Raw genomic sequence first — 21,935 nt, 5'->3', positions numbered from 1 at the left:
ATGATTTATGCAATCACGTCAGGTCTTTATAGCTGATCTCGCGCGCATCCGCGCCTGGTCCAGCTTTTTCACGGCGCACAATCAGGCGGTTGAGAGCGTGGATATAAGCCTTAGCTGACGCCACGACGGTGTCGGTGTTTGCCGACTGGCCGGTTGCGATCATTCCATCCTCTTCCAGGCGCACGGAAACCGTCGCCTGTGCGTCCGTGCCCTCGGTTACGGCATGAACCTGATAAAGCTGAAGGCGTGCCGTGTTGGGATAAATCGCACGGATCGCCTTAAAGGTCGCATCCACCGGGCCGTCGCCATGTTCAGTGGCGGTTTTGTCCACGCCTTCAACCTCCAGCTCGACCGTCGATTCCGCCTGACCACCCGTGCCGCAAGTCACCTTCATCGAAACCAGTTGCAGGTGGTCGTCAGCCTCGTCCAGCGTCATCAGTGCAATGAGATCGTCGTCGAACACCTCTTTCTTGCGATCTGCCAGATCCTTGAACCGGACAAAGATATCCTTGAGCTGGTTGTCGCCCACCTCAAACCCCAGCGTTTCGAGCTTGTCGCGCAAGGCTGCGCGGCCCGAATGTTTGCCAAGCGGCAAGGATGTTCCCGAAAGACCAATGTCCTCAGGACGCATGATTTCAAAGTTTTCGCGGTTTTTCAGCATCCCGTCCTGATGGATGCCACTTTCATGGGCAAAAGCGTTCTTGCCGACAATTGCCTTATTGAACTGCACCGGAAAGCCCGAGACCGTCGCAACCCGACGCGAGATGTGCATGATCTTAGTGGTGTCGATGCCAGTGTGCCACGGCATGATATCGTTGCGCGTGCGCAGTGCCATGACCACTTCTTCCAACGCCGTATTGCCAGCGCGTTCGCCCAGGCCGTTGATGGTGCATTCAATCTGACGGGCACCACCTGCCACAGCGGCCAGCGAGTTCGCGGTCGCCATGCCAAGGTCATTGTGGCAATGGGTGGCAAAGACCACGTCATCCGCCCCCGGCACCGTTTCGATCAGACGCTTGATCAGGTCCGCGCTTTCCACCGGAGCGGTATAGCCCACCGTATCCGGGATGTTGATCGTGGTTGCCCCGGCCTTAATTGCGATCTCGATCACCCGGCACAGGTAATCCCATTCGGTTCGCGTCGCGTCCATCGGGGACCACTGCACGTTTTCGCACAGGTTGCGCGCATGGCTGACCGTTTCGTGGATCTTGTCGGCCATCTCGTCCATGGTCAGGTTCGGGATGGCGCGGTGCAGCGGCGAAGTGCCGATGAATGTGTGAATGCGGTTCTTCTCGGCGTGTTTTACCGCCTCCCAGCAGCGGTCGATATCGGCAAAATTTGCACGGGCCAGACCGCAGATGCGGCTGTTTTTCGACCGCTGTGCAATTTCGGTCACAGCCTTGAAATCGCCTTCGGACGCGATGGGGAAACCGGCCTCGATAATATCGACGCCCATGTCGTCCAGCAGCTCGGCGATTTCGAGCTTTTCGTCATGGGTCATGGTGGCGCCGGGGCTCTGCTCGCCGTCGCGCAAAGTGGTATCGAAGATCAAGACGCGGTCTTGGTCGGTCACGTTGGTCATGGGGTTCTCTTTCTTCTTCTGTCCTAAAGCCTATGGCGCGCTGGCGTCCTCCTCTGAGCGGGCGCGCCGGATGGCACGCTCAGAGGCGGATTAGGATCAGTAGGCCACGCAGCGACGCACCGCGAAGGGCGGTGTCGACACAAGGGATATCTGCGCGGTTGATCATGGGATTGAGGTTATACAGAGCCCGCCGGGAATGAAAAGAACCAATTTGCAATACGCGAACTTCTGGCAACTGCCCTTGTTTCGACCGCCTTGATTGTTTGCACTGCTCCGCTAGCTGATCACGAATGGAAACTGCATTGACAATTGGTGCTTCTGGCGGAATTGGCGCAGCTGTTACCGGACGGCTGGTTGAGCAGGGCGTTTCGGTCACGCGTTTGTCCCGGTCGGAGGACGGCTTTGACCTGACTGATCGGGACAGGACGATGCTGATGCTTGAAAGCCTGCCAGACCAGTTTGATCTGATTCTGGTGGCTTCGGGCGCGTTAGAGATAGACGGCGCTTTGCCGGAAAAGACCATTCGGGCGATTTCAGCCAAAGCCATGATGGATCAGTTTGCGTTGAATGCCGTTGGTCCGGCATTGGTGCTAAGCCGCGCGTATCAGCTGTTGCCGCGACATAGACGATCTGTATTCGCGGTGCTTTCGGCGCGGGTGGGATCAATCGGGGATAATCGGACAGGTGGTTGGATCAGCTACCGTGTGGCTAAGGCAGCGGTCAATCAGGTCGTCCATACCGCCGCAATTGAATTGGCCCGAACACATAAACAAGCAATTTGCGTCGCCCTTCACCCCGGCACGGTAAAAACAGAGTTCACGAACAAATACCTGGGTCGTCATCCTGCCGTCGAACCTGAAGCAGCCGCCGACAACCTGTTGAACGTGATACGCGGGTTAACGCTGGCTGATACCGGTGGGTTCTATGATTGGGCCGGTAAGCCGGTCCCGTGGTGAGCCTTCACCCGTCCGAGGTTCCGGTTGCCTCAGTATTTGCATCAGGGTTGGGTTGCGGGGCAGGGGTGTCAGCGTCGCTCTGCTGGTCCGAGGTCTGATCTGGCAACACGCCGTTTTCCCAGACACCGCTTTCCTCCTGGCCATTGGCATAGCGCATCGTCCCACTGCCCTGCCGTTTGTTGTCGACAAAGCTGCCCTCATACACATCCCCGTTCGAGTAGGTCGCGGTACCCACGCCGTTGATTTTTCCGTCCGACCAGTCGCCCGTATACTTGAACCCGGCAGGGGTTGCGATTTCCCCTTTGCCGTGCCGTTTTCCGTTCAGGAAATCGCCGGTGTAGACCGTGCCATCGGAATAGGTCGCCTTGCCTTTGCCCTGACGCACGCCTTCAACCCAGTCGCCGTCATATACCGAGCCATCTGCGCGCGTAACGACACCCTTGCCGTGGCTTTGCGCGTTTTTGAATTGGCCTTTGTAGATCATACCATTGGGATAGGTGGCCGTGCCCTGACCCTCGATAACACCCGCGATCCATTCGCCTTCATAGGTCGATCCGTCCGGATAGGTGATGCTGCCGTTTCCTTCGGCCAGATCGGCAACAAAATCGCCGACATAGACAGAGCCATCCGGATAGGTCACTTCGCCAAGACCTTCAATCTGCCCGGCGTTCCAGTCGCCGGTATACACAAAGCCGTCCGTTCCGGTGAACGTTCCTTTGCCGTGGCGACGGTCGTCGACAAAATCGCCTTCGTACACATCCCCTTGGGCGTGGGTCACTTTGCCCTTGCCGTGGCGGCGCCCTTCTAGAAGCTCGCCTTCGTATACGTCACCGTTGGAGTAGGTCAGGTTACCCATCCCGGTGATCTGGTCCCCGGACCAATCCCCTGAATACACCATCCCGTCTGGCATCGTCTGCGTGCCGGTGCCATCGCGCATGCCTGCGCTGACGTCGCCCTCGTAAACGCTGCCATCGGCATAGGTGATCCTGGCCTTGCCCTGCCGCTCGCCGTCGACCCAGTCGCCATCATAGATGTATCCGTCGGGAAAACTCAGCACGCCCTTGCCATGTCGCTGGGCGTTCCTGAATTTACCCTCATAGCGCGTGCCGTTCGCGAATTCAGCGATGCCGGTGCCGTTGATTGACCCGTTGGACCAATCGCCCTCGTAGCTGCTGCCATTGGCATAGATGATCTTGCCGCGCCCTTCGGGCTGACCTTTGGCGAACATGCCTTCGTAGACTGACCCGTCGGGGTAGTGTGTCGTACCCTGACCCTGAATTTCGCCTTCTACCCATTGCCCGGTGTATTCAAATCCGTTCGGCAGCCGATACGTTCCTGTCCCGTGCCGCAACCCGTTCTCATAAGTGCCCTCATAGACACCGCCAACTTCATCATCCTTGACGATGACAGTCCCGTCCTGCGCGAAAGCAGTGGCCGCCGCCAGACTCATCCCCGCCGCCAAAATTGAGTTTCGGATCACGTTCATTTCTGGTCCTGTCTGCCCGGTCGTCGCTGGTGATATCTCTTGTGCAAAACTAAGGTACCGTTGCAGGCAGAGCAACGGCTTTTGCCGCATTGGTCTTTTACTCGCGCGGTGATCTGCTAAATGGCAATAGGACTTACGAGGCAAGAGGGCAGCATGGCCGACCGTTTCCGCATCACTCTGGCGCAACTGAACCCGACCGTTGGCGATATCGAAGGCAACGCGGCAAAGGCCGTTGCGGCATGGGAACAAGGCAAAGCAGCGGGCGCGAATCTGGTGGCCTTCCCCGAGATGTTCATCACCGGCTACAACACGCAGGATCTGGTTCTCAAACCGGTATTCCACCGCGCAGCCATGTCTGCGGTTGAAGCGCTGGCGGCAAAATGCGCCGAAGGTCCTGCAATTGCCATAGGTGGCCCCTGGGTCGATGATGGAAAGCTGTACAACGCCTACCTGATCCTGAAGGGTGGCCGGATCACCAGCAAGGTTCTGAAGCACCACTTGCCGAATGAGACGGTGTTCGACGAAGTGCGCCTTTACGATGCGGGACCACTGGGTGGGCCGTATTCGGTAGGAAATTTCCGGATTGGCAGCCCGATCTGCGAAGACAGCTGGCACCCTGACGTGGCAGAAACGTTGGAGGAAACCGGGGCCGAGTTTTTGTTGATCCCCAACGGGTCGCCCTATTTCCGGGATAAATACGATGTGCGACTGAACCACATGGTCGCGCGCGTGGTCGAAACGGGCCTGCCGCTGATCTACCTGAATATGGTGGGCGGGCAGGATGATCAGGTTTTTGATGGTGCCAGTTTTGGCCTGAACCCGGGCGGGGAATTGGCGTTCCGAATGCCGGTTTTTGACGAACTGCTCTCGCAAGTCGATCTTGAGCGCGGCGAAGACGGCTGGCGGATCGCATCAGGCGAAATCGTGCCCCAACCGGATGAGTGGGAGCAGGATTATCGCGCGATGGTGCAGTCCCTTCGCGACTATATGGGAAAAACCGGTTTCAAAAAGGCGCTGCTGGGCTTGTCCGGTGGGGTCGATTCTGCGCTGGTTGCGACCATTGCAGTCGATGCCATCGGGGCCGAAAATGTCCGCTGCGTGATGCTGCCGTCGGAATACACCAGCCAGACCTCGCTTGACGATGCCGAGGCGGTCGCCAAAGCGCTGGGCGTGCATTATGACCACGTGCCGATCTCGGACAGTCGCGCAGCCGTCACCAGTACTTTGGCCCCGTTGTTTACAGGGCTGGATGAAGGGTTGACCGAAGAAAACATTCAATCCCGCCTGCGCGGGTTGCTGTTGATGGCGATCTCGAACAAGTTCGGCGAAATGCTGTTGACCACCGGCAACAAATCCGAGGTCGCCGTGGGCTATGCCACGATCTATGGCGACATGAACGGCGGCTATAATCCGATCAAGGATTTGTACAAGACCCGTGTGTTCGAAACCTGCCGCTGGCGCAATGCCAATCACCGAGACTGGATGATGGGCCCTGCAGGCGAAGTGATCCGTCCGTCTGTCATCGACAAACCGCCCAGTGCGGAACTGCGCGAAGATCAGAAAGACAGCGATAGCCTGCCGGATTACCCGGTTCTGGACGGAATACTTGAGATCCTGGTCGATCAGGACGGATCGATCGCAGACTGTGTCGCCGCCGGGTACAACGAAGCAGATGCACAGCGGGTCGAACATCTGGTCTATATCAGCGAGTATAAACGGTTTCAGTCCGCCCCCGGCACGCGCCTGAGCAACCGCGCGTTCTGGCTGGATCGGCGGTATCCAATTGTGAATCGCTGGCGCGATCGCACCTGATTGCCGCAATTCGTGCGCTGACTTGGAAACAGTAAAGTTTCCCTCCCTTTGATTGTTTTCCGATTTCTCGTTATGGGCCCGCCACAGGCGCTAAAACCGGACTCTGACTTGTTGTGACGCCAACTTTCTGCCACATTTTAGCTTGAAAATTGCCCGATGTGGGGCGGGTGCGACGCAATTCTCAAAGTCGCGAGTTGATTTTGATGAAGTGTGACGCATCCGGGGTTGGATGTCTGAGTAAATGGTTTGGTTTTGACATGTATGAGGAATATCAAGGATCGCATCATGCTCTTTTGAAACGGCGGACGATGGAATCTCCGCCGCAGGAGCTGGATGAGGAAAAGCTGGAAGCGGCGATTGCCGGTGTCCTGAATGAACAGCGGCTGTCCGACGAACAGGCAGCGGCGTCGCTTCGGGCTGAGTTTCCAAGCTTGTTGCCGCAGAAGGACGTAACCGCGCAGACCGTGCAAAAAGACACCGGATTGACCGCGAAGCTGCGTCAGAAATGGGCGGAACTGTCCGGCGCAGCGTGATGTGCTGAGGATTTTCGTTGCCATTGGCGTCTGGGCCACAGGCGTAAAAATAGTGCCGACGTTGTGACAATTCGTGTTGCCAAACTTCTGGGTCTTGGTCCCCATACGGGTTCAGGCGACAGAGTATTGCGTATTTATGACGGCACCAAAACCGAACCCCGTAGAATCCGATCTTGCCCTTCCCAAATCTGTTGATGTTGTCGTTGTTGGCGGCGGCATAATCGGCGTTTCAACCGCGCTGGAACTGGCTGAACGCGGCGCTTCCGTCCTTTTGTGCGAAAAGGGGCAGATTGCAGCTGAACAAAGCTCGCGCAATTGGGGGTGGGTGCGTTTGGGCATGCGTGACCCCCGCGAAATTCCCCTGATGCAAGAGGCGTTGCGGATCTGGCAGACCCTTGATGCCCGCCTGGATGGCAATACCGGCTATGCGCAATCCGGCATTCTTTTCGGCGCGTCCGGCAAGCGGGGAGAAGTCAACCTGAAGCGTTGGATGTGCCATGTGGAAGGATTGCAGACCGGGGCAAAAATGGTGTCGGGACGCGAGTTGGCAGAGTTGTTGCACGGGCACGAAACCGGCCTGACATCTGCTCTGTACATGCCGCAGGACGGGCGTGCTGAACCGCAATGGGCCGCCCCGGCCATTGCCGAAGCCGCACGTCGTCTAGGTGCTGTGATCATGACAGGCTGCGCTGTGCGAAGTGTGGACATTCAGGATGGGCGTATTGCTGGTGTATTCACCGAACGCGGCAAGGTCGCCTGCGGGCGCGTGGTTTTGGCGGGGGGTGCGTGGTCGCGTCTGTTTGCGGGTAATGCAGGTATCAACCTGCCGCAGCTTAAGGTTCTGAACACAGTTCTGCGGACCTCTCCGGTGAAAGATGGGCCCGAAACTGCGCTATGGTCGGATGATTTTGCGATCCGAAAGCGCGCAGATGGCGGGCACACCATCGCGTCGGGACATCAGAACACGGTCGATATCGTGCCAGACAGTTTCCGGCTGGGGTTGCAGTTTCGTTTTGCCTTTGCGCAGGAATGGAAATCCCTGCGTTTTCGCTGGTCAAAACAGTGGGCTATCGAGGCCCGTCAGAACAGAAAATGGTTGCCGACCGACGTGACCCCGTTCGAGCTGTGCCGGGTTTTGGATCCTGAACCTTCGCAGAAGTTTTTGCGACAAGCCTGGGCCAGTGCACGAAAAGGGTTCCCTGCCTTGCAGGACAGTGAAATCGTCCAAAGTTGGGCGGGTATGATTGATGTTACCCCCGACGCCATTCCCGTAATCTCGGGCGTGGATGACATGCCGGGTATGTATATCGCCACGGGCTTTTCCGGCCACGGCTTTGGCATCGGGCCCGGCGCCGGCCGCCTGATGGCTGACCTTGTCACTGATTCAACCCCTTGTGTGGATCCGACCGCGTTCCGCCTGTCTCGGTTCACCGACGGCTCAAAGGTGCGACCGGATCCGGGTTACTAGGGGCTTAGCCCATCATCTGATAGCTGACCGGAACAAAGCGGAAGCCCTCGCCCCGTGTCTCGACAAAGCCCGCGGCAGGGAAGGGCATGTGATAGCCGACCATCGGCACCTTGTCGGCTGCCAGCATGCCAAGAACATTACGGCGCGCGGCTGTTGCGGCGGCCTTGTCCATGTCAAATCGAACCTCCCATTCCGGATGGACAAAGGACCACACGTAATGGTTGGCCAAATCCGCTGTCAGCAGAAGGCGCTGTCCGTTGCTTTCCAGATGATAGACCGTATGGCCCGGAGTATGGCCGTGGGCCGCAACCGCAGTTATGCCCGACGCCACTTGCTCTCCATCACCGATAAAGCTCATCTTCTCGGCCAGCGGTGTGACTTTTGCGGCTACAAGATCACCGACATTGTTTCCGGCCTCTTGCGCGGACCAGAAATCGTATTCCGTTGCCGAGGTCACATAGCGTGCGTTGGCAAAGGTTGGTGCGCCATCCGTTGTCATGCCGCCAATATGGTCTGGATGCATATGGGTCAGCACGACAACGTCGATCTGATCCGGGCTGACACCTGCATCGGCCAAAGCGGCCTGAATGCCACCCTGCCCCAGACCGGTGTCGAACAACACCAGTTCCGATCCGGTGTTGACCAGTGAGGGGGTAAAAAAGAACTGGGCGGTGTCGGCGGGAATAAAGTTCTCAGCCGAAACCTTTGCAAAGTCTTCATCAGACGCTCCGCCGCCAAAGATATCCTTGGCGCCGTCGCGCGGCAGGCTGCCATCCAGCAAGGTCGTGACTGTTAAGTCGCCGACCTTGAAGGTTTTGGCGATGGTCGAGTTGGCCTTGGCGTCAGAGCCTGCGGCCAAAACCGGCGCTGCTGCCGTGGCAAACGGCAAGGCGGCAGCAGTTCCCAAGGCGGCACGGCGCGTAAGTTTGATCGTCATTATCGTTCTCCCTGTCAGAACACCTCTAGAAAAACTAGAACGGTGTGAGATTCTGACCAGATGTTACGACATCCACGTAGGGTGCATGGATGAACAATACGTGTTAATTTTTGTTCATGTCGCGATCGCAGAACAAAACCGTTCCAACGGATCAAAGTGTAGAAGATTTCCTTAATTCGGTCCAATCAGAACGTCGGGCCGAGGAGGCGCGCGCTCTGGATGAACTGTTTCGGGCCACCACCGGGTTTGATCCGGTCATATGGGGTCCGTCGATGATAGGGTATGGCCGTTATCACTATCGCTACGCCTCGGGCCGAGAGGGCGAATTTCTGGCAACCGGATTTTCCCCGCGCAAGTCGGCGCTGGTGATTTATATCATGCCGGGTTACGCGGATTTTAGCGGCATTCTGGCCCGGTTGGGCAAGCACAAGCTGGGAAAGTCCTGCCTGTATGTGAACAAGCTGGTGGATATCGACATGCAGGTTCTGTCGGAACTCATCCGCGCCGGGTTGGACGACCTTGGCAGGATATGGCCCGTGGAACCGCGTTGAATCACCTGAGGGATCAAGCGGCGGCTGGACAAAAACGCGCCCATGTGACAAGAGCCGCGCCAACAGGAGACACCCATGACAACCACCCGTTTCGCCCCGTCGCCCACCGGTTATATCCATGTGGGCAACCTGCGCACCGCCCTGATGAACTATCTGATCGCCCGCAGGGCGGGTGGTACGTTCATCCTGCGCATCGATGACACCGACCCCGAACGCTCGAAAGAGGAATATGTCGATGCCATCAAACAGGATCTTGAATGGCTGGGGTTGCACTGGGATCGTGTTGAGCGTCAATCCGAGCGTTTGGACCGCTACGCCGAAGCGGCTGACAAGTTGCGCGCGATGGGGCGGTTCTATGAAGCGTTTGAGACGCCGACCGAGCTGGACCTGAAGCGCAAGAAACAGCTGAACATGGGCAAGCCGCCGGTTTATGACCGCGCCGCGCTGAACCTGTCGGATGCCGAGAAGGATGCCTTGCGCGCGGAACGTGGCAACGGTGTCTGGCGTTTCAAGCTGGATCACGAACGGATCGAGTGGACCGACGGAATTCTGGGCGACATTTCGATCGATGCGGCCTCGGTCTCTGATCCGGTGCTGATCCGTGGTGATGGACAGGTTCTTTATACGATTGCGTCGGTGGTGGACGACACCGAAATGGGCGTGACTGATGTCGTGCGCGGCTCGGACCACGTGACAAACACTGCGACCCAGATTCAGATCATCAAGGCACTGGGTGGGGATTGCCCGCGCTTTGCGCATCACTCGCTGCTGACCGGCCCGCAGGGCGAAGCACTGTCGAAACGCCTTGGTACGCTGGCCCTGCGCGATCTGCGTGAACAGGGTGTGCAGCCGATGGCACTGCTGAGCCAGATGGCGCGTCTGGGTTCGTCCGATCCGGTCGAGCTGCGCTCGGATATGGCCGAGTTGATCGACGGCTTTGACGTGAGCCGGTTTGGTGCCGCGCCGACCAAGTTCGACGTGCAGGACCTGTTCCCGCTGACCGCCAAATACCTGCAATCTCTGCCGCTGGCGAATGTGGCCGATGCTGTCGCGGATGCCGGGGTGCCTGCTGAGTTGGCCGAGCCGTTCTGGGCCATGGCGCGGGAAAACATCACCACTTTGGCCGACCTCAAAGGGTGGTGGGATCTGTGCCGCGATGGTGCCGAGCCGTTGGTTGCGGATGAAGATCGCGAATTCATCGCTGAAGCCATGTCGCTGCTGCCCGAAGGCCCGTTTGATGGCGACACCTGGGGGGCCTGGACCAATGCCGTGAAAGAGGCAACAGGCCGCAAGGGGAAAGGTCTGTTCATGCCGCTGCGCAAGGCGTTGACCGGTGCAGAGCGTGGCCCGGAAATGGCTGCGTTGCTGCCACTGTTGCAGGTGATCCGCGCGCGCGGGTAAACCGCTACTATTCCAGCAAAAAGGGTCGTGCGCAGGCGCGACCCTTTTTATGCCGGCTGTTCAATTCGGGCCGACAATCTGATCAGTCGATCATCAACGAAGTCACGTTCGGCTGGTTTCAGTTGTTGATGTCGCGGGTAACGGGGCTCGGCCCGGTCATTCAGGATCGGGGCATCCCAGCCGCTGGTTGTTGCAAAGAACCGGTCTGCCCCGTCCTCTCCAAATGCCCGCAGATAGCCTTGCACGACAACGTCGATATAGCTGAGCAGCAAGGGATGGCGGTTGCTGGGCTCGTTGTGCCGACCCTGCGGGACGGCGTAGACAGCTATTTCAACTTCATGTTTCAGCGGATGTGAAACCGACCGGGTTGCCGGAATTCGGTCATAGGCCCATTCCCGTTCATCCAGCGCAGCCCAGTCGTTCTTGGGGACATGCGCGATCATGCCTTCGATCTCAGACTCGGGGTCCGGGACAGCTGTCAGGAACGCGACCGGGCGCAGATCGGTATGACGCCATGCGCGTTTCCAACCCTTCAGCTTTGCCGGGCGGGGGTCGGGGAAATCATGTGTGGCGAGGTTCACAAGGCTTCCATAGCCAAAGAAATAGGGGTCGGCCATGCGAGAGGTGTCCTTTGGGTCGATTGATGTATGTCAAACCGCTTTTTTCCGCGACATGCAATAAGGCTTCATCTTTTATTCAGGGAGGCCCTCATGCGGATTACCAAACGGACGAATATCGCTGTGCGCCTGTTGATGTATTGCGCCGCACACCCGGACCGGCTGGTCACCAAAGCCGAGATCGCCGAAGTCTGCAACATCTCGGAAAACCATCTGGCTCAGGTGATCAACCAGTTAAGCCAGTTGAATTACCTGAGCACTCAGCGCGGCCGCAACGGCGGTATGTCGTTGGCACGTCCAGCAAGCCAAATCCGGATCGGCGCGGTGTTCAGGCACGTAGAAGGGGCCTTGCCCATCGCCGAGTGTTTTGCGGATGCGGATAACACCTGTCCTTTGACCGATGCCTGTAGGCTGCGGCTGGCGTTGCAGGATGCGGCGGAAGTTTTTTATGCATCTCTGGACGAAGTGTCGTTGGATGCGCTGGTTTGTGACAACGACCCGTTGCTGAAGCTGTTGCAGCCCGTGGCCTGCATACGCTGATCTTAGTCGCTGGCCCGCAAAATTCGGGCTGGCCGGGCAGAGAGAGGGCGCAGTGCGAAGGCAAATCCTGCGCAGAGCGTGACGCCGACACCGGCCAGAACAATGCCAATGGCCGAAGACCAGATCACGGTAAAACCTGTGTCGAAGATATAGGTGGCCACAGCCCAGCCGCCCAGGATGCCAACCAGCAAGGCGACGCAACCCGCCGCGGCACCCAGCAGGACCGAGCGCAGTCCAAAACTGCGCAGGATGCGGCCACGGTCAGCCCCCAGCGTCTTGAGGATTGCCGCCTCGTATCTGCGAGCGGGTTCACCGGCGGCTGCCGCACCGATCAGAACCAGAAATCCGGTCAACAAAGACACGCCCGCGCCATACGAGGTAGCAGCGGCGATCCCTGCCAATAGGCCCGAAACACGGTCAATGGCGTCGCGCACACGGATGGCCGTGATGTTGGGGAACTGGCCCGCAAGATCTCGCAGAATAGCGGCCTCGGCCTGTTCTTCTGCATATACCGTCGCAATAAAGCTATGTGGTGCGCCCGCCAGCGCCGACGGGTTCATCGACATGACAAAACCCATACCCGCTGTGGAAAAATCCACCTCTCGGGTTGAGGTCAGCTCTGCGGTGATATCCCGCCCCAGGATGTTGACAGTTATCTGATCGCCGAGTTTCAGACCCATCTCTTCGGCTTCTTCGGCTGCAAAGCTGATCTGTGGTGCGCCAGAATAATCCTCGGCCCACCATTCCCCCGCTGTCACCCGTGCATTTGCCGGGGGTCGGGCTGAATAGGTGACGCCGCGATCTCCCTCCAGTACCCAATGATCTCCGGCTGCCTCGCGCGCGGGGCGGCCGTTTATCTGAGTGATGATCCCTCGCAGCATTGGTGCGCTTTCAATGCGGCTGACAGCAGGATCGGTTTGCAGCCGTTCGGTAAAACCCGGCATCTGGTCTTTTTGAATATCGACAAAGAAGTATGAGGGCGCGACATCAGGCAGATTGCCGGAGATCGCATTGCGCAGCGTGCCGTCGATCTGCCCAACCGCTGCCAGCACTGACAAACCCAGACCAAGTGACAAAACCACCGACCCCGCGCCTTCACGCGGATCAGAGATGGCGGACAAGGCCCATCGCAGGGCAGGGCGGCCCCGCGCCAAAGGTGTTCCGGCCCGTGCCAGTTTGCGAATGGCATAGGCTGCGAACGCCAGCAGGATCAGTGCGCCCGCTAGTCCGCCACTGGTCCACAGGGTAAGGCGAGTTGATCCGCTGAACCAGGACGCAATCGTGATCAGGGACGCCAATCCAATCCCGGTCGCCACGACGTAAACCGCGCGTGGGATGGGACGCGCTGCGCTCAGCGCATCGCGAAACAGGGTTGCGGCGCGCACATCTTCGGTTCTGGCCAGCGGCCAGAGCGTGAACAGAAATGCTGTCAGCAAGCCATAAAGTGCGGCCTCGATCAGCGGTCGCGGATAGAGCGAGAACACCGCCGGAACCGGCAACCGGTATTCCAGCAGCGGCGCCAGCAAAAGCGGAGCCACCCCGCCCAGCACCAGCCCAATTACAATGCCGGTCAGGGACAGCACTCCGATTTGAATCAGGTAAGTTTGAAAAATGGTAGCGCGATCCGCCCCCAATGTCCGCAACGTCGCAATGGTTTCCGTTTTCTGGCTCAGATAGGCCCGCACGGCGGCGGACACACCGATGCCACCGACGGCAAGCCCTGACAAACCGACAAGGACCAGAAAGGCACTCAGGCGGTTGACGAATTCCGATATGCCCGGCGCGCCGTTGCGTGCATCGCTCCAGCGCATCCCCGTGCCCTCAAGCGCGGCGCTGGCACGTGCGGACACCTCCGACAGGTTCGCGTTTTGGGGCAAGGTCAGCCGGTACCTGGTCGAAAAAAGCGTTCCGGGTTCCAGCAGGCCAGATGCCTGCAACGCTTCGGTACGCACCATTGTACGTGGCCCCAAGGCAAAACCAGCCGCGGCGCTGTCGGGTTCATTCCGAAGTTCGGCCATCAGAATGAACTCTTGCGTGCCTAGCGCGAAGTGATCACCGACCGACAAACCAAGCCGGTCGATCAGAACAGGTTCCATAACGGCACCGGGTAATCCGGCCCTGCCGTTCAGGGCGTCGCTCAGCGTGATGTCCGGCTCAAGTTTGACCGATCCGACCAGCGGGTAAGCCTTATCCACAGATTTGACCTGGGTCAGCGCACGTTCCGGCCCGGTGTCGCGGGGTACAACCGCCATCGAGCGGAAATCGACAATCTCGGACACCTGCTCGGATGCCTGTTGCATCCAGAGGCGCTCGGCCTCAGTGGCAAAACGATAAGTGAACTCAAGCTCGGCATCGCCGCCCAACAGTGATGCCCCTTCGCGGGTCAGCCCGGTCTGAATCGCATGACGCACCGATCCGACGGCTGCGATGGCTGCGACGCCCAAGGCCAGACAAGCCAGAAAGATGCGAAACCCGCGCAGGCCCCCGCGCAGCTCTCGACGGGCCAGCCGCGCGGCGAGCCGAAGGCTCATTCTGCGGCCTCCTGCCGGGTCTCGTCGGCAATCCTGCCGTCGCGCAGCCGGATCACACGGTCACATCGTTCAGCCAGCGAACGGCTGTGCGTTACAAGAACCAGCGTCGCATCATATTTGCGCCGAAGCCCGAACAGCAGATCGACAATCGCGGCACCGTTTGTTTCGTCCAGATTCCCGGTCGGTTCATCCGCCAGCAAGATCTTGGGGCGTGGTGCCGATGCGCGCGCCAGGGCAACTCGTTGCTGCTCGCCACCCGACAACTGTGCTGGGTAATGATCGCGGCGATGCGATAACCCCACGGCATTCAGTTCAGTTTCGGCCCGGTGAAACGCATCTTTGTGCCCTGCCAGTTCCAGCGGTGTCGCCACGTTTTCCAACGCGGTCATCGTTGGGATCAGGTGGAAATTCTGAAACACCACGCCCATGTTGTCGCGCCGAAACCGCGCCAGGGCGTCCTCGTCCATGCTTGTCAAATTCTGATCCAAGGCCAAGATTTGACCGCTTGTTGCCTGTTCCAACCCACCCATCAGCATCAACAGCGACGATTTTCCCGACCCCGATGGCCCGATCAGCCCCAGCGTTTCCCCCCTGTTCACGGTCAACGTAATGTCATGCAAAATATCGACCCGCCCGGCATTGCCATCCAGCGATAAAGCGGCATTCTGAAGAGCGAGAACAGCAGGCGTCATGGGTCTTCCCGATAAAGGAGCGGTTTTTGGGATATGGAGTGATCACCGTATTGCGCAAGGTTTTGATGGCAAGTCCATTTGTTTTCTGCGGTTTTGCGGCCACAGCCGAACAGGTGGCGATTGCAGCCCTTGGGGATTCGCTGACGCAAGGCTACGGGCTGGTGGAGGAGAACGGGTTTGTTCCCCAGCTTGACCGTTGGTTGCAGGCGCAGGGCGCAGATGTCCGGGTTATCAACGCCGGTGTCTCGGGCGATACAACGGCGGGTGGTGCCGCACGGGTGCAATGGACCCTGACACCGGATGTGGACGGAATGATCGTTGCCTTAGGCGGGAATGACGTGTTGCGCGGGATCGATCCTGCTGTTTCGCAAGCCAATCTGCGCAAGATCCTTGAGGTTGCACGCGATGCGAAGGTTCCTGTCTTGTTGATCGGAATGCAGGCGCCGGGCAACTACGGTGCTGAATACAAGCGGGCATTCGATGGCATGTACCCTGCGCTGGCGCAGGAGTTTGAAGTCCTGTTTTTCAGCAGTTTCTTCGAGGGGCTTGCAGCGGAGGGCGACCCCGCGGCCGTATCGCACTTCATGCAATCGGACGGCATTCATCCAAATGCGGCAGGGGTGGCGAAGATCGTCGACGCAATGGGTCCGTCCGTGCTGCAACTCGTGACGCAGGCGGGCGGGGAAGGTTAGCCATCCCCGTGATAGCGATCAGACGACCGTAACAACCGTTCCGATGGGGACCCGGTTATACAGATCGATGACATGTTCATTCAGCATCCGAATACACCCGTTTGACACCGCCCTGCCTATGGTTTGTGGCTGTGTCGTGCCGTGGATTCGGAAATAGGTATCGACACCGTTCTGGAACAAATACATCGCGCGCGCGCCGAGAGGGTTATCCCCACCTCCCGGCTGGACATAGTCATTGTCCTTGAATTTTGCGTAGGCCACCGGATCGCGTTGGATCATCTCTTGGGTCGGGCGCCAGGTCGGCCATTCCTTCTTCACATCGATGGTAGCGGTGCCGGTGAATTCCAGACCTGCCTTGCCGACGCCGCAGCCATAGCGGATCGCTTTGCGTGGTTCGGTGACATAGTAAAGATAGAATGAACGGGGGGCGACCAGCAGCTGCCCGGGCAGAAACTGCTTTTTGATGCGCACGAATTGCGGTGTCGGATCATACTCGACCGCCTTCTTGGCGCTGGCAACGCCCGGCAGCAGCGTGGCCGCTGTTCCGGCCAGAAAAACTCGGCGTGTAAACATCGAAACCCTCATCAATTGACCAATGAAACCTAAGAGTCAGTTTCATCATGATATGTTATTTGGTCAATTCTGGGGCAAGCATCACGCATCCGTGATGTGATCAAACAGCCACCGAAACGGCAGCGGTTGAACAAAAGGATGAGGGGTTTCCCTCATCCTTTCAATAGCTTATGCAAGCTGGATGTTGTCGGCGCTTTCGCGGCCGTCACGACCCGAACGCAGTTCGTACGTGACTTTCTGGTTGTCGGCCAGACCGGTCAGGCCCGAGCGTTCGACGGACGAGATGTGGACGAAGATGTCCTTGCCGCCATCTTCGGGCGCGATAAAGCCGTAGCCTTTGGTGGTGTTGAACCATTTTACGGTGCCTGCTGGCATATCCGTGTCTCCTGTTTGGTGCTGCCCACGGAGTTGCGGCAGCCTGGCGTCGTAGGTCTGGATCGATAGACTGAGCGCCGTAGAAGGAGACAGTAGGTCGAAATAGAAAAACGTTAGCACCTTGCATATGGCATTGAGGTAAGCCTGTGGCAAGAGTGGTTTGTACGGATTGTACAGGGGCCAGAAGGCAGAAAGCCCAATTTGTACAAGAATCCGCTGATGGGTTTCAGGCTGATTTGGCGGTGTTTGACAGCGTCCCGAGCGCTCTGATCACCCTGTGTGTTGATACGCGCGACGGCGGTGAAAAACCCGGACCCACACGTTCCCGGTCAGCCATCCAGAGCGGTCACCACGGGCCACGCCTGCGCGGGAGGGCGACACTTTTTGGTTGCAGGCACGTGTTCAGGACCAGTGTTGTTCTGACCGGTTGAGCGGGAGTCTACTCACAACTGACGGTTATTATTCATCAATCACTATGTTTGGAAAATCTGCGATCCGGTGCTATACTTTCAGGCAGCCGTGGGGGCGGATATGAAAGTAGTCTGTACGATAACCTTGTTGTGCTGGGCCGGAGCCGCGCAGGCCCTGACTGTTCCATATGGGACAGAGGGTTCGATGCCGGGCGCGCGTGAAGGCGGTGTCAGATTTTTCAACACTTTTGAGTTCGAACGCGAGTTGAAGGCGCCAGTCTTCGCGAAAGAGAAGCCGCGCCGTAAGGAAAGACGTCCTCGTTTGGCTGAACGTGGAAGGCCGAAGCATTGGCTGGAGGTTTTGGCTGAACGGACGGAGGTCGAGGAGGATTCCGGGCCCGAGTTCTGCGAGCTGTGGTGCAATGAGCCCGGGTCCGATGAAACGCCGGTGGACGTGAACGTCTCGGCCGTGCCGCTTCCGGCCAGTTGGCTGCTGCTGGTTGGGGCGCTGACGGGGCTGTTTGGTTTTGGACGGCTGCGTGGCAACCGATCCGGGTAAGCGCTGCACCTGCAATCATCCTTGAATGCTGTGATATGGGACACCGAAAGTTGGTGGGACTGCCGACCTGCGGCAATGGCCTGCAAAGGCGTGTTTGTTAACCACTTGGTAGTCATACCTGCGCCACCTTGCGCGCATGAGTGATTATCACCGCGCCCGCATTCCCAGAGCCAGATATTTCTTTACGGTTTCGCTGGCCGACCGGTCGTCAGACCTGTTGATCCGCGAGGTCGCACATCTGCGCGCGGCTTTTGCCGAAGCGCAGCGGGAGCGTCCGTTTTGGTGTGATGCGTTTGTGGTGTTGCCCGATCACCTGCACGCGGTGTGGTCCTTGCCGCCGGGGGATGCGGATTATTCCACGCGGTGGGGTGCGATCAAAGCTCGGTTTACCATGCGCGTGAACAAGGCAAACCGTAGGCCGGGCTTCAGCCCGGCACCGATACCGACAGTTCTGCCCGTTGTGACCTTTGGCAGATATGCCGGGCTGAAGCCCGGCCTACGGGCCAACAAACGCGAAGCGCCCGTTTGGCAGCGTCGGTTTTGGGAACATACCATTCGTGACGAACGGGATTTTCGCAATCATATGGCGTATTGTTGGGGGAATCCGGTCAAACACGGGTTGGTAGAGCATTCAACCGATTGGCCGTATTCGTCGATCCATCGCGATATCCGTGCGGGCCGGGTTGATCCGGAATGGAGCGGCGGTGTGACGGACGGCGCATTCGGAGAGCCGTGATACAAAGAACACCCCCCGTAGGCCGGGCTTCAGCCCGGCATCCACCATTCCCCTTGAGGCGATTGAAGGGTTTTGAGGCCATTCATCGGCGTATGTTGGTAAAAGTGTGGGTGTTTCGAGGGGTGCCGGGCTGAAGCCCGGCCTACCAGTTGGCGTGAGGGGAGCGAGCACTTAACTTACGCTTGCTAAGCTTGTTTGGATTTGTCGGTTCTCAGTAAAGTTTGGTCTCCCCAATAGGTAACCTTGGCTACTGAGCCTACTTCCAATTCGAACCAGCAGTCGGTGTATTCCGCGCCAGGAACGCTGAACGCACATCCATGCAACTGCAGCAATTCTCCATTTGTTTTGACAATTTCCACGATCCAATCTTCGGTTCGGCTGTCATCCGCGAAAAGCAGCTTGTTGGGCGAAAGAGGTCGAAGTGTCAACGAATATTCGTATTCGCCTATGACGAAATCAATCGTTCTCTCGCCGTCCAGAAAGGGGACGTCTTCAGGTATTCTTTCCCAAGTTCTTGACAAAGTTTACCGCGCAAACTTCTTATGCTTCAACCGCTTGGGCTCCAGCGCGTCCGGCCCCAACCGCCGCTTCTTATCCTCTTCGTAATCCTCGAAGTTGCCCTCGAACCATTCCACATGGGCATCGCCCTCGAAGGCCAGAATATGCGTGCAAATCCGGTCGAGGAAGAAGCGGTCGTGTGAGATGACGACGGCGCAGCCGGCGAAATCGACCAGCGCGTCTTCCAGTGCGCGCAGGGTTTCGACGTCGAGGTCGTTGGTGGGTTCGTCGAGCAGCAGGACATTGCCGCCCTCTTTCAGCAGGCGAGCCATGTGGACGCGGTTACGCTCACCGCCTGACAGCAGCGAGACCTTTTTCTGCTGGTCGCCGCCCTTGAAGTTGAAGGACGAGCAATAGGCGCGGGAATTGACCTGCGCGTCGCCCAGTTGGATGATCTCGGCACCACCGGTGATCGCTTCCCACACGGTGTCGTTGTCTTTCAGGTCGTCGCGGGACTGGTCGACATAAGACAGCTCGACCGTGTCGCCCAGCGTGATGGTGCCGCTGTCGGGCTGTTCCTGACCGGTGAGCATCTTGAAGAGCGTCGATTTACCGGCACCGTTGGGGCCGATGACGCCGACGATGCCGCCGGGGGGCAGGGCGAAATCCAGCCCTTCGATCAATTGCTTGTCGCCCATGTGTTTCGACAGGCCTTCGACCTCGATCACCTTGCCGCCAAGGCGCTGGCCGTTGGGGATGACGATCTGGGCACGGGTCAGCTTTTCGCGTTCGGACTGTTCGGCCAGCTCGTTATAGGCGTTGATCCGGGCCTTGGATTTGGCCTGACGGGCCTTCTGGCCCTGACGCATCCATTCCAGTTCGCGCTGCAGGGTTTTCTGCTTGGACTTGTCCTCGCGGGCTTCCTGCTCCAGCCGTTTGGCCTTTTGTTCCAGCCATGCGGAATAGTTGCCTTCGTACGGAATGCCGCGGCCGCGGTCGAGTTCGAGGATCCAGCCGGTGATATCATCCAGGAAGTAACGGTCGTGGGTGACGATCAGGATGGTACCCTTGTAGTCGATCAGGTGCTGTTGCAGCCATGCGATGGTCTCGGCGTCCAGGTGGTTGGTCGGTTCATCCAGGAGCAGCATGTCGGGCGCTTCGAGCAGCAGCTTGCAGAGCGCCACGCGGCGTTTCTCACCGCCCGAGAGGTTGGCGATGTTGGCATCGTCCGGCGGGCAGCGCAGCGCTTCCATGCTGACGTCGATCTGGCTGTCGAGGTCCCAGAGGTTTTCCGCGTCGATCGCGTCCTGCAGGGTGGTCATTTCCTCCATCAGCTCGTCCGAGTAATTCTCGGCGATCTCCATGGCGATCTCGTTGAAGCGGTCGACCTTGGCCTTTTTCGCGGCCACGCCCAGCATCACGTTTTCGCGGACGGTGAGCGATTCATCCAGCTGCGGTTCCTGCGGCAGATAGCCGACCTTGGCGCCCTCAGCCGCCCAAGCTTCGCCAGTGAAGTCGGTGTCGAGGCCGGCCATGATCTTCATCAGCGTCGATTTACCGGCGCCGTTGACGCCGACAACACCGATTTTCACGCCGGGCAGAAAGCTGAGGTGGATGTTTTCAAAGCACTTCTTGCCACCGGGATAGGTCTTGGAGACACCCTGCATGTGGTAGACATATTGATAGGCGGCCATGTCGCGTCCTCTGGGTCGGGAAATTGGGTTGAAACGCTGGATATCCGAGCGGGGCGGGCGGGGCAAGCTGGTGGTTTTGTGAATTTCGTCCCGTATCTGCATGGGCTAGGTTTGCCGGGCTGTATGAAGGGCATGAAGTAGTGGAACTGGCGGAACTGATATCAGGCTGGGCGCAGCCAGGACGTGTCGAATGGATAGGCGTCCGGCCCGAGCGGCGGGTTGGGGTGGAGGTGGTGAGGGAGGCGGTGGTCTCGGCCGATGGGCTGGAAGGCGACCGGGGCCATGCGGGCAAGCGGGCGGTTTCTTTGATCCAGCAGGAGCATCTGGCGGCGATTGGGTCTTATCTGGGGCAGGGACCCGTGGCCCCGGAAACCCTGCGGCGCAATCTGGTGGTTTCGGGGATCAATCTTGCCGCGCTCAAGGGGCGCGAGGTGCAGGTGGGTGAGGCCGTTTTGCGCTTTACCGTGATCTGTGCGCCGTGCAGCCGGATGGAAGAGGCGCTGGGCAAGGGCGGCTATTCTGCCGTGCGGGGGCATGGGGGATGGTGCGCCGAAGTTGTCAGGCCGGGGCGGGTTGCGCTGGGCGACGCCGTGCAACCGATTGATTGACAACGCGGCCCGGTTCTGAACATCAGCAGGGTATGGAGCGATACGACATCCCATACGCGCGGCCCGGGCAGGTCGTTGGGCTGTTCGGCGGGTCATTCGATCCGCCGCATCGGGGCCATGTGCATGTAACGCGTGAGGCGATGAAGGCCTTTGGGCTGGATCGGGTGTGGTGGCTGGTGTCACCCGGCAATCCGTTGAAAGAGCGGGGGCCTGCGCCGATTGCGCGGCGGATGGCGGCGGCGCGTCAGGTGATGCAGCATCCGAAGGTGGATGTGACGGATATCGAGGCGCTGGTCGGCACGCGGGCGACGGCGGACACTCTGACAGCGCTCAGACGGCTTTACCCGCAGGTGCGGTTTGTCTGGCTGATGGGCGCGGATAATCTGGCGCAGTTTCATCGCTGGAAAGACTGGCGGCTGATCATGGACACTGTGCCGGTGGGCGTGGTGGCGCGGCCGGGCGAGCGGATCTCGGCCCGGATGTCGCCTGCGGCGCGGGTTTATGCGAAGTACCGGATCGACGGGCAGGCGCGGCATCTTCTGGGGCAGGCACAGGCCCCGGCGTGGTGTTTCGTGAACGTGCCGATGATCGATGTCAGTTCGACCGATCTTCGGACGCGCGGGGAATGGGGCGCGGAAGTGTTGCCGGAATAGCCCCAACGGGCGCATAATCTAACACAGTGGT

Annotated in this window: 21 protein-coding genes; 12 read left to right on the top strand and 9 right to left on the bottom strand. The window is 58.9% G+C overall.

The features are described from left to right. Positions 1-13 precede the first annotated feature (13 nt). Positions 14-1,582, bottom strand: coding sequence for a 2-isopropylmalate synthase (locus ACR0CE_RS10265; RefSeq protein ID WP_480832244.1), 1,569 nt, complete (start codon positions 1,580-1,582; stop codon positions 14-16). 290 nt (positions 1,583-1,872) lie between these two features. Here ACR0CE_RS10265 and ACR0CE_RS10260 point away from each other — a divergent pair, with 290 nt between their 5' ends. Continuing rightward, the gene (locus ACR0CE_RS10260; RefSeq protein WP_480832242.1) at positions 1,873-2,538 is read left to right on the top strand and encodes an SDR family NAD(P)-dependent oxidoreductase; all 666 of its coding nucleotides are present in this window, start codon (positions 1,873-1,875) and stop codon (positions 2,536-2,538) included. Positions 2,539-2,542: 4 nt separating this feature from the next. Here ACR0CE_RS10260 and ACR0CE_RS10255 read toward each other — a convergent pair whose 3' ends face one another. Continuing rightward, entirely contained in the window at positions 2,543-4,024 is a 1,482-nt protein-coding gene (locus ACR0CE_RS10255) for an MORN repeat-containing protein (RefSeq protein ID WP_480832240.1), read from the bottom strand. Positions 4,025-4,177: 153 nt separating this feature from the next. Here ACR0CE_RS10255 and ACR0CE_RS10250 point away from each other — a divergent pair, with 153 nt between their 5' ends. From ACR0CE_RS10250 to ACR0CE_RS10240, 3 genes are all read left to right on the top strand, one after another. Beyond that, positions 4,178-5,836 (top strand): NAD+ synthase, encoded by a 1,659-nt coding sequence (locus ACR0CE_RS10250; protein WP_480832238.1) that lies wholly within the window; start codon positions 4,178-4,180, stop codon positions 5,834-5,836. A gap of 308 nt (positions 5,837-6,144) precedes the next feature. After that, positions 6,145-6,369: a hypothetical protein gene (locus ACR0CE_RS10245; RefSeq protein WP_245220582.1), complete on the top strand. Its 225-nt coding sequence runs from the start codon at positions 6,145-6,147 to the stop codon at positions 6,367-6,369. A 136-nt stretch (positions 6,370-6,505) separates the two neighbouring features. After that, positions 6,506-7,837 carry an NAD(P)/FAD-dependent oxidoreductase gene (locus tag ACR0CE_RS10240; protein WP_480832236.1) on the top strand — a complete coding sequence of 444 codons (1,332 nt, stop codon included), beginning with the start codon at positions 6,506-6,508 and terminating at the stop codon, positions 7,835-7,837. A gap of 4 nt (positions 7,838-7,841) precedes the next feature. On the opposite strand, the gene ACR0CE_RS10235 is transcribed toward ACR0CE_RS10240, so the two are convergent. After that, positions 7,842-8,774: an MBL fold metallo-hydrolase gene (locus tag ACR0CE_RS10235; protein ID WP_480832234.1), complete on the bottom strand. Its 933-nt coding sequence runs from the start codon at positions 8,772-8,774 to the stop codon at positions 7,842-7,844. Between the two features lie 116 nt (positions 8,775-8,890). On the opposite strand from ACR0CE_RS10235, the gene ACR0CE_RS10230 reads away from it, so the two are divergent. After that, entirely contained in the window at positions 8,891-9,325 is a 435-nt protein-coding gene (locus ACR0CE_RS10230) for a DUF1801 domain-containing protein (protein WP_480832232.1), read from the top strand. Positions 9,326-9,400: 75 nt separating this feature from the next. Continuing rightward, positions 9,401-10,726 (top strand): glutamate--tRNA ligase, encoded by a 1,326-nt coding sequence (gltX, locus tag ACR0CE_RS10225; RefSeq protein WP_480832230.1) that lies wholly within the window; start codon positions 9,401-9,403, stop codon positions 10,724-10,726. Positions 10,727-10,773: 47 nt separating this feature from the next. On the opposite strand, the gene ACR0CE_RS10220 is transcribed toward gltX, so the two are convergent. Further along, positions 10,774-11,343 (bottom strand): gamma-glutamylcyclotransferase family protein, encoded by a 570-nt coding sequence (locus ACR0CE_RS10220; protein WP_480832228.1) that lies wholly within the window; start codon positions 11,341-11,343, stop codon positions 10,774-10,776. A gap of 93 nt (positions 11,344-11,436) precedes the next feature. Here ACR0CE_RS10220 and ACR0CE_RS10215 point away from each other — a divergent pair, with 93 nt between their 5' ends. Continuing rightward, entirely contained in the window at positions 11,437-11,883 is a 447-nt protein-coding gene (locus tag ACR0CE_RS10215; RefSeq protein WP_209598591.1) for an RrF2 family transcriptional regulator, read from the top strand. A gap of 2 nt (positions 11,884-11,885) precedes the next feature. On the opposite strand, the gene ACR0CE_RS10210 is transcribed toward ACR0CE_RS10215, so the two are convergent. Together ACR0CE_RS10210 and ACR0CE_RS10205 are read right to left on the bottom strand one after the other, a co-directional pair. Continuing rightward, entirely contained in the window at positions 11,886-14,414 is a 2,529-nt protein-coding gene (locus tag ACR0CE_RS10210; protein WP_480832226.1) for an ABC transporter permease, read from the bottom strand. Beyond that, positions 14,411-15,106: an ABC transporter ATP-binding protein gene (locus ACR0CE_RS10205; RefSeq protein WP_480506777.1), complete on the bottom strand. Its 696-nt coding sequence runs from the start codon at positions 15,104-15,106 to the stop codon at positions 14,411-14,413. Before ACR0CE_RS10205 ends, ACR0CE_RS10210 begins: the two co-directional genes overlap by 4 nt. A 65-nt stretch (positions 15,107-15,171) precedes the next feature. Between ACR0CE_RS10205 and ACR0CE_RS10200 the strand changes: the two genes are divergently transcribed. Next, positions 15,172-15,798, top strand: a complete 627-nt coding sequence (locus ACR0CE_RS10200) for an arylesterase (RefSeq protein WP_480483262.1) — start codon at positions 15,172-15,174, stop codon at positions 15,796-15,798. An 18-nt stretch (positions 15,799-15,816) separates the two neighbouring features. Here ACR0CE_RS10200 and ACR0CE_RS10195 read toward each other — a convergent pair whose 3' ends face one another. Together ACR0CE_RS10195 and ACR0CE_RS10190 are read right to left on the bottom strand one after the other, a co-directional pair. After that, a complete protein-coding gene (locus tag ACR0CE_RS10195) occupies positions 15,817-16,371 on the bottom strand; it encodes a L,D-transpeptidase (RefSeq protein WP_267367020.1) in 555 nt (184 codons plus the stop codon). A 168-nt stretch (positions 16,372-16,539) separates the two neighbouring features. Continuing rightward, complete coding sequence (locus ACR0CE_RS10190; protein ID WP_209506380.1) at positions 16,540-16,746, bottom strand: cold-shock protein; 207 nt, start codon at positions 16,744-16,746, stop codon at positions 16,540-16,542. A gap of 531 nt (positions 16,747-17,277) precedes the next feature. On the opposite strand from ACR0CE_RS10190, the gene ACR0CE_RS10185 reads away from it, so the two are divergent. Continuing rightward, positions 17,278-17,715, top strand: coding sequence for a hypothetical protein (locus ACR0CE_RS10185; protein WP_480832223.1), 438 nt, complete (start codon positions 17,278-17,280; stop codon positions 17,713-17,715). A gap of 136 nt (positions 17,716-17,851) precedes the next feature. Continuing rightward, positions 17,852-18,451, top strand: a complete 600-nt coding sequence (locus ACR0CE_RS10180; RefSeq protein ID WP_480538943.1) for an REP-associated tyrosine transposase — start codon at positions 17,852-17,854, stop codon at positions 18,449-18,451. Between the two features lie 524 nt (positions 18,452-18,975). On the opposite strand, the gene ettA is transcribed toward ACR0CE_RS10180, so the two are convergent. After that, a complete protein-coding gene (ettA, locus tag ACR0CE_RS10175) occupies positions 18,976-20,643 on the bottom strand; it encodes an energy-dependent translational throttle protein EttA (protein WP_010442471.1) in 1,668 nt (555 codons plus the stop codon). A 140-nt stretch (positions 20,644-20,783) separates the two neighbouring features. Here ettA and ACR0CE_RS10170 point away from each other — a divergent pair, with 140 nt between their 5' ends. Both ACR0CE_RS10170 and ACR0CE_RS10165 read left to right on the top strand, forming a co-directional pair. After that, positions 20,784-21,251: an MOSC domain-containing protein gene (locus tag ACR0CE_RS10170; protein ID WP_348540357.1), complete on the top strand. Its 468-nt coding sequence runs from the start codon at positions 20,784-20,786 to the stop codon at positions 21,249-21,251. 32 nt (positions 21,252-21,283) lie between these two features. Further along, positions 21,284-21,904, top strand: coding sequence for a nicotinate-nucleotide adenylyltransferase (locus tag ACR0CE_RS10165; protein WP_480483271.1), 621 nt, complete (start codon positions 21,284-21,286; stop codon positions 21,902-21,904). Positions 21,905-21,935 lie beyond the last annotated feature (31 nt).

It is taken from the genome of Ruegeria sp. L11, from assembly GCF_056531755.1.
This window is presented reverse-complemented; position numbering and strand designations above follow the sequence as displayed.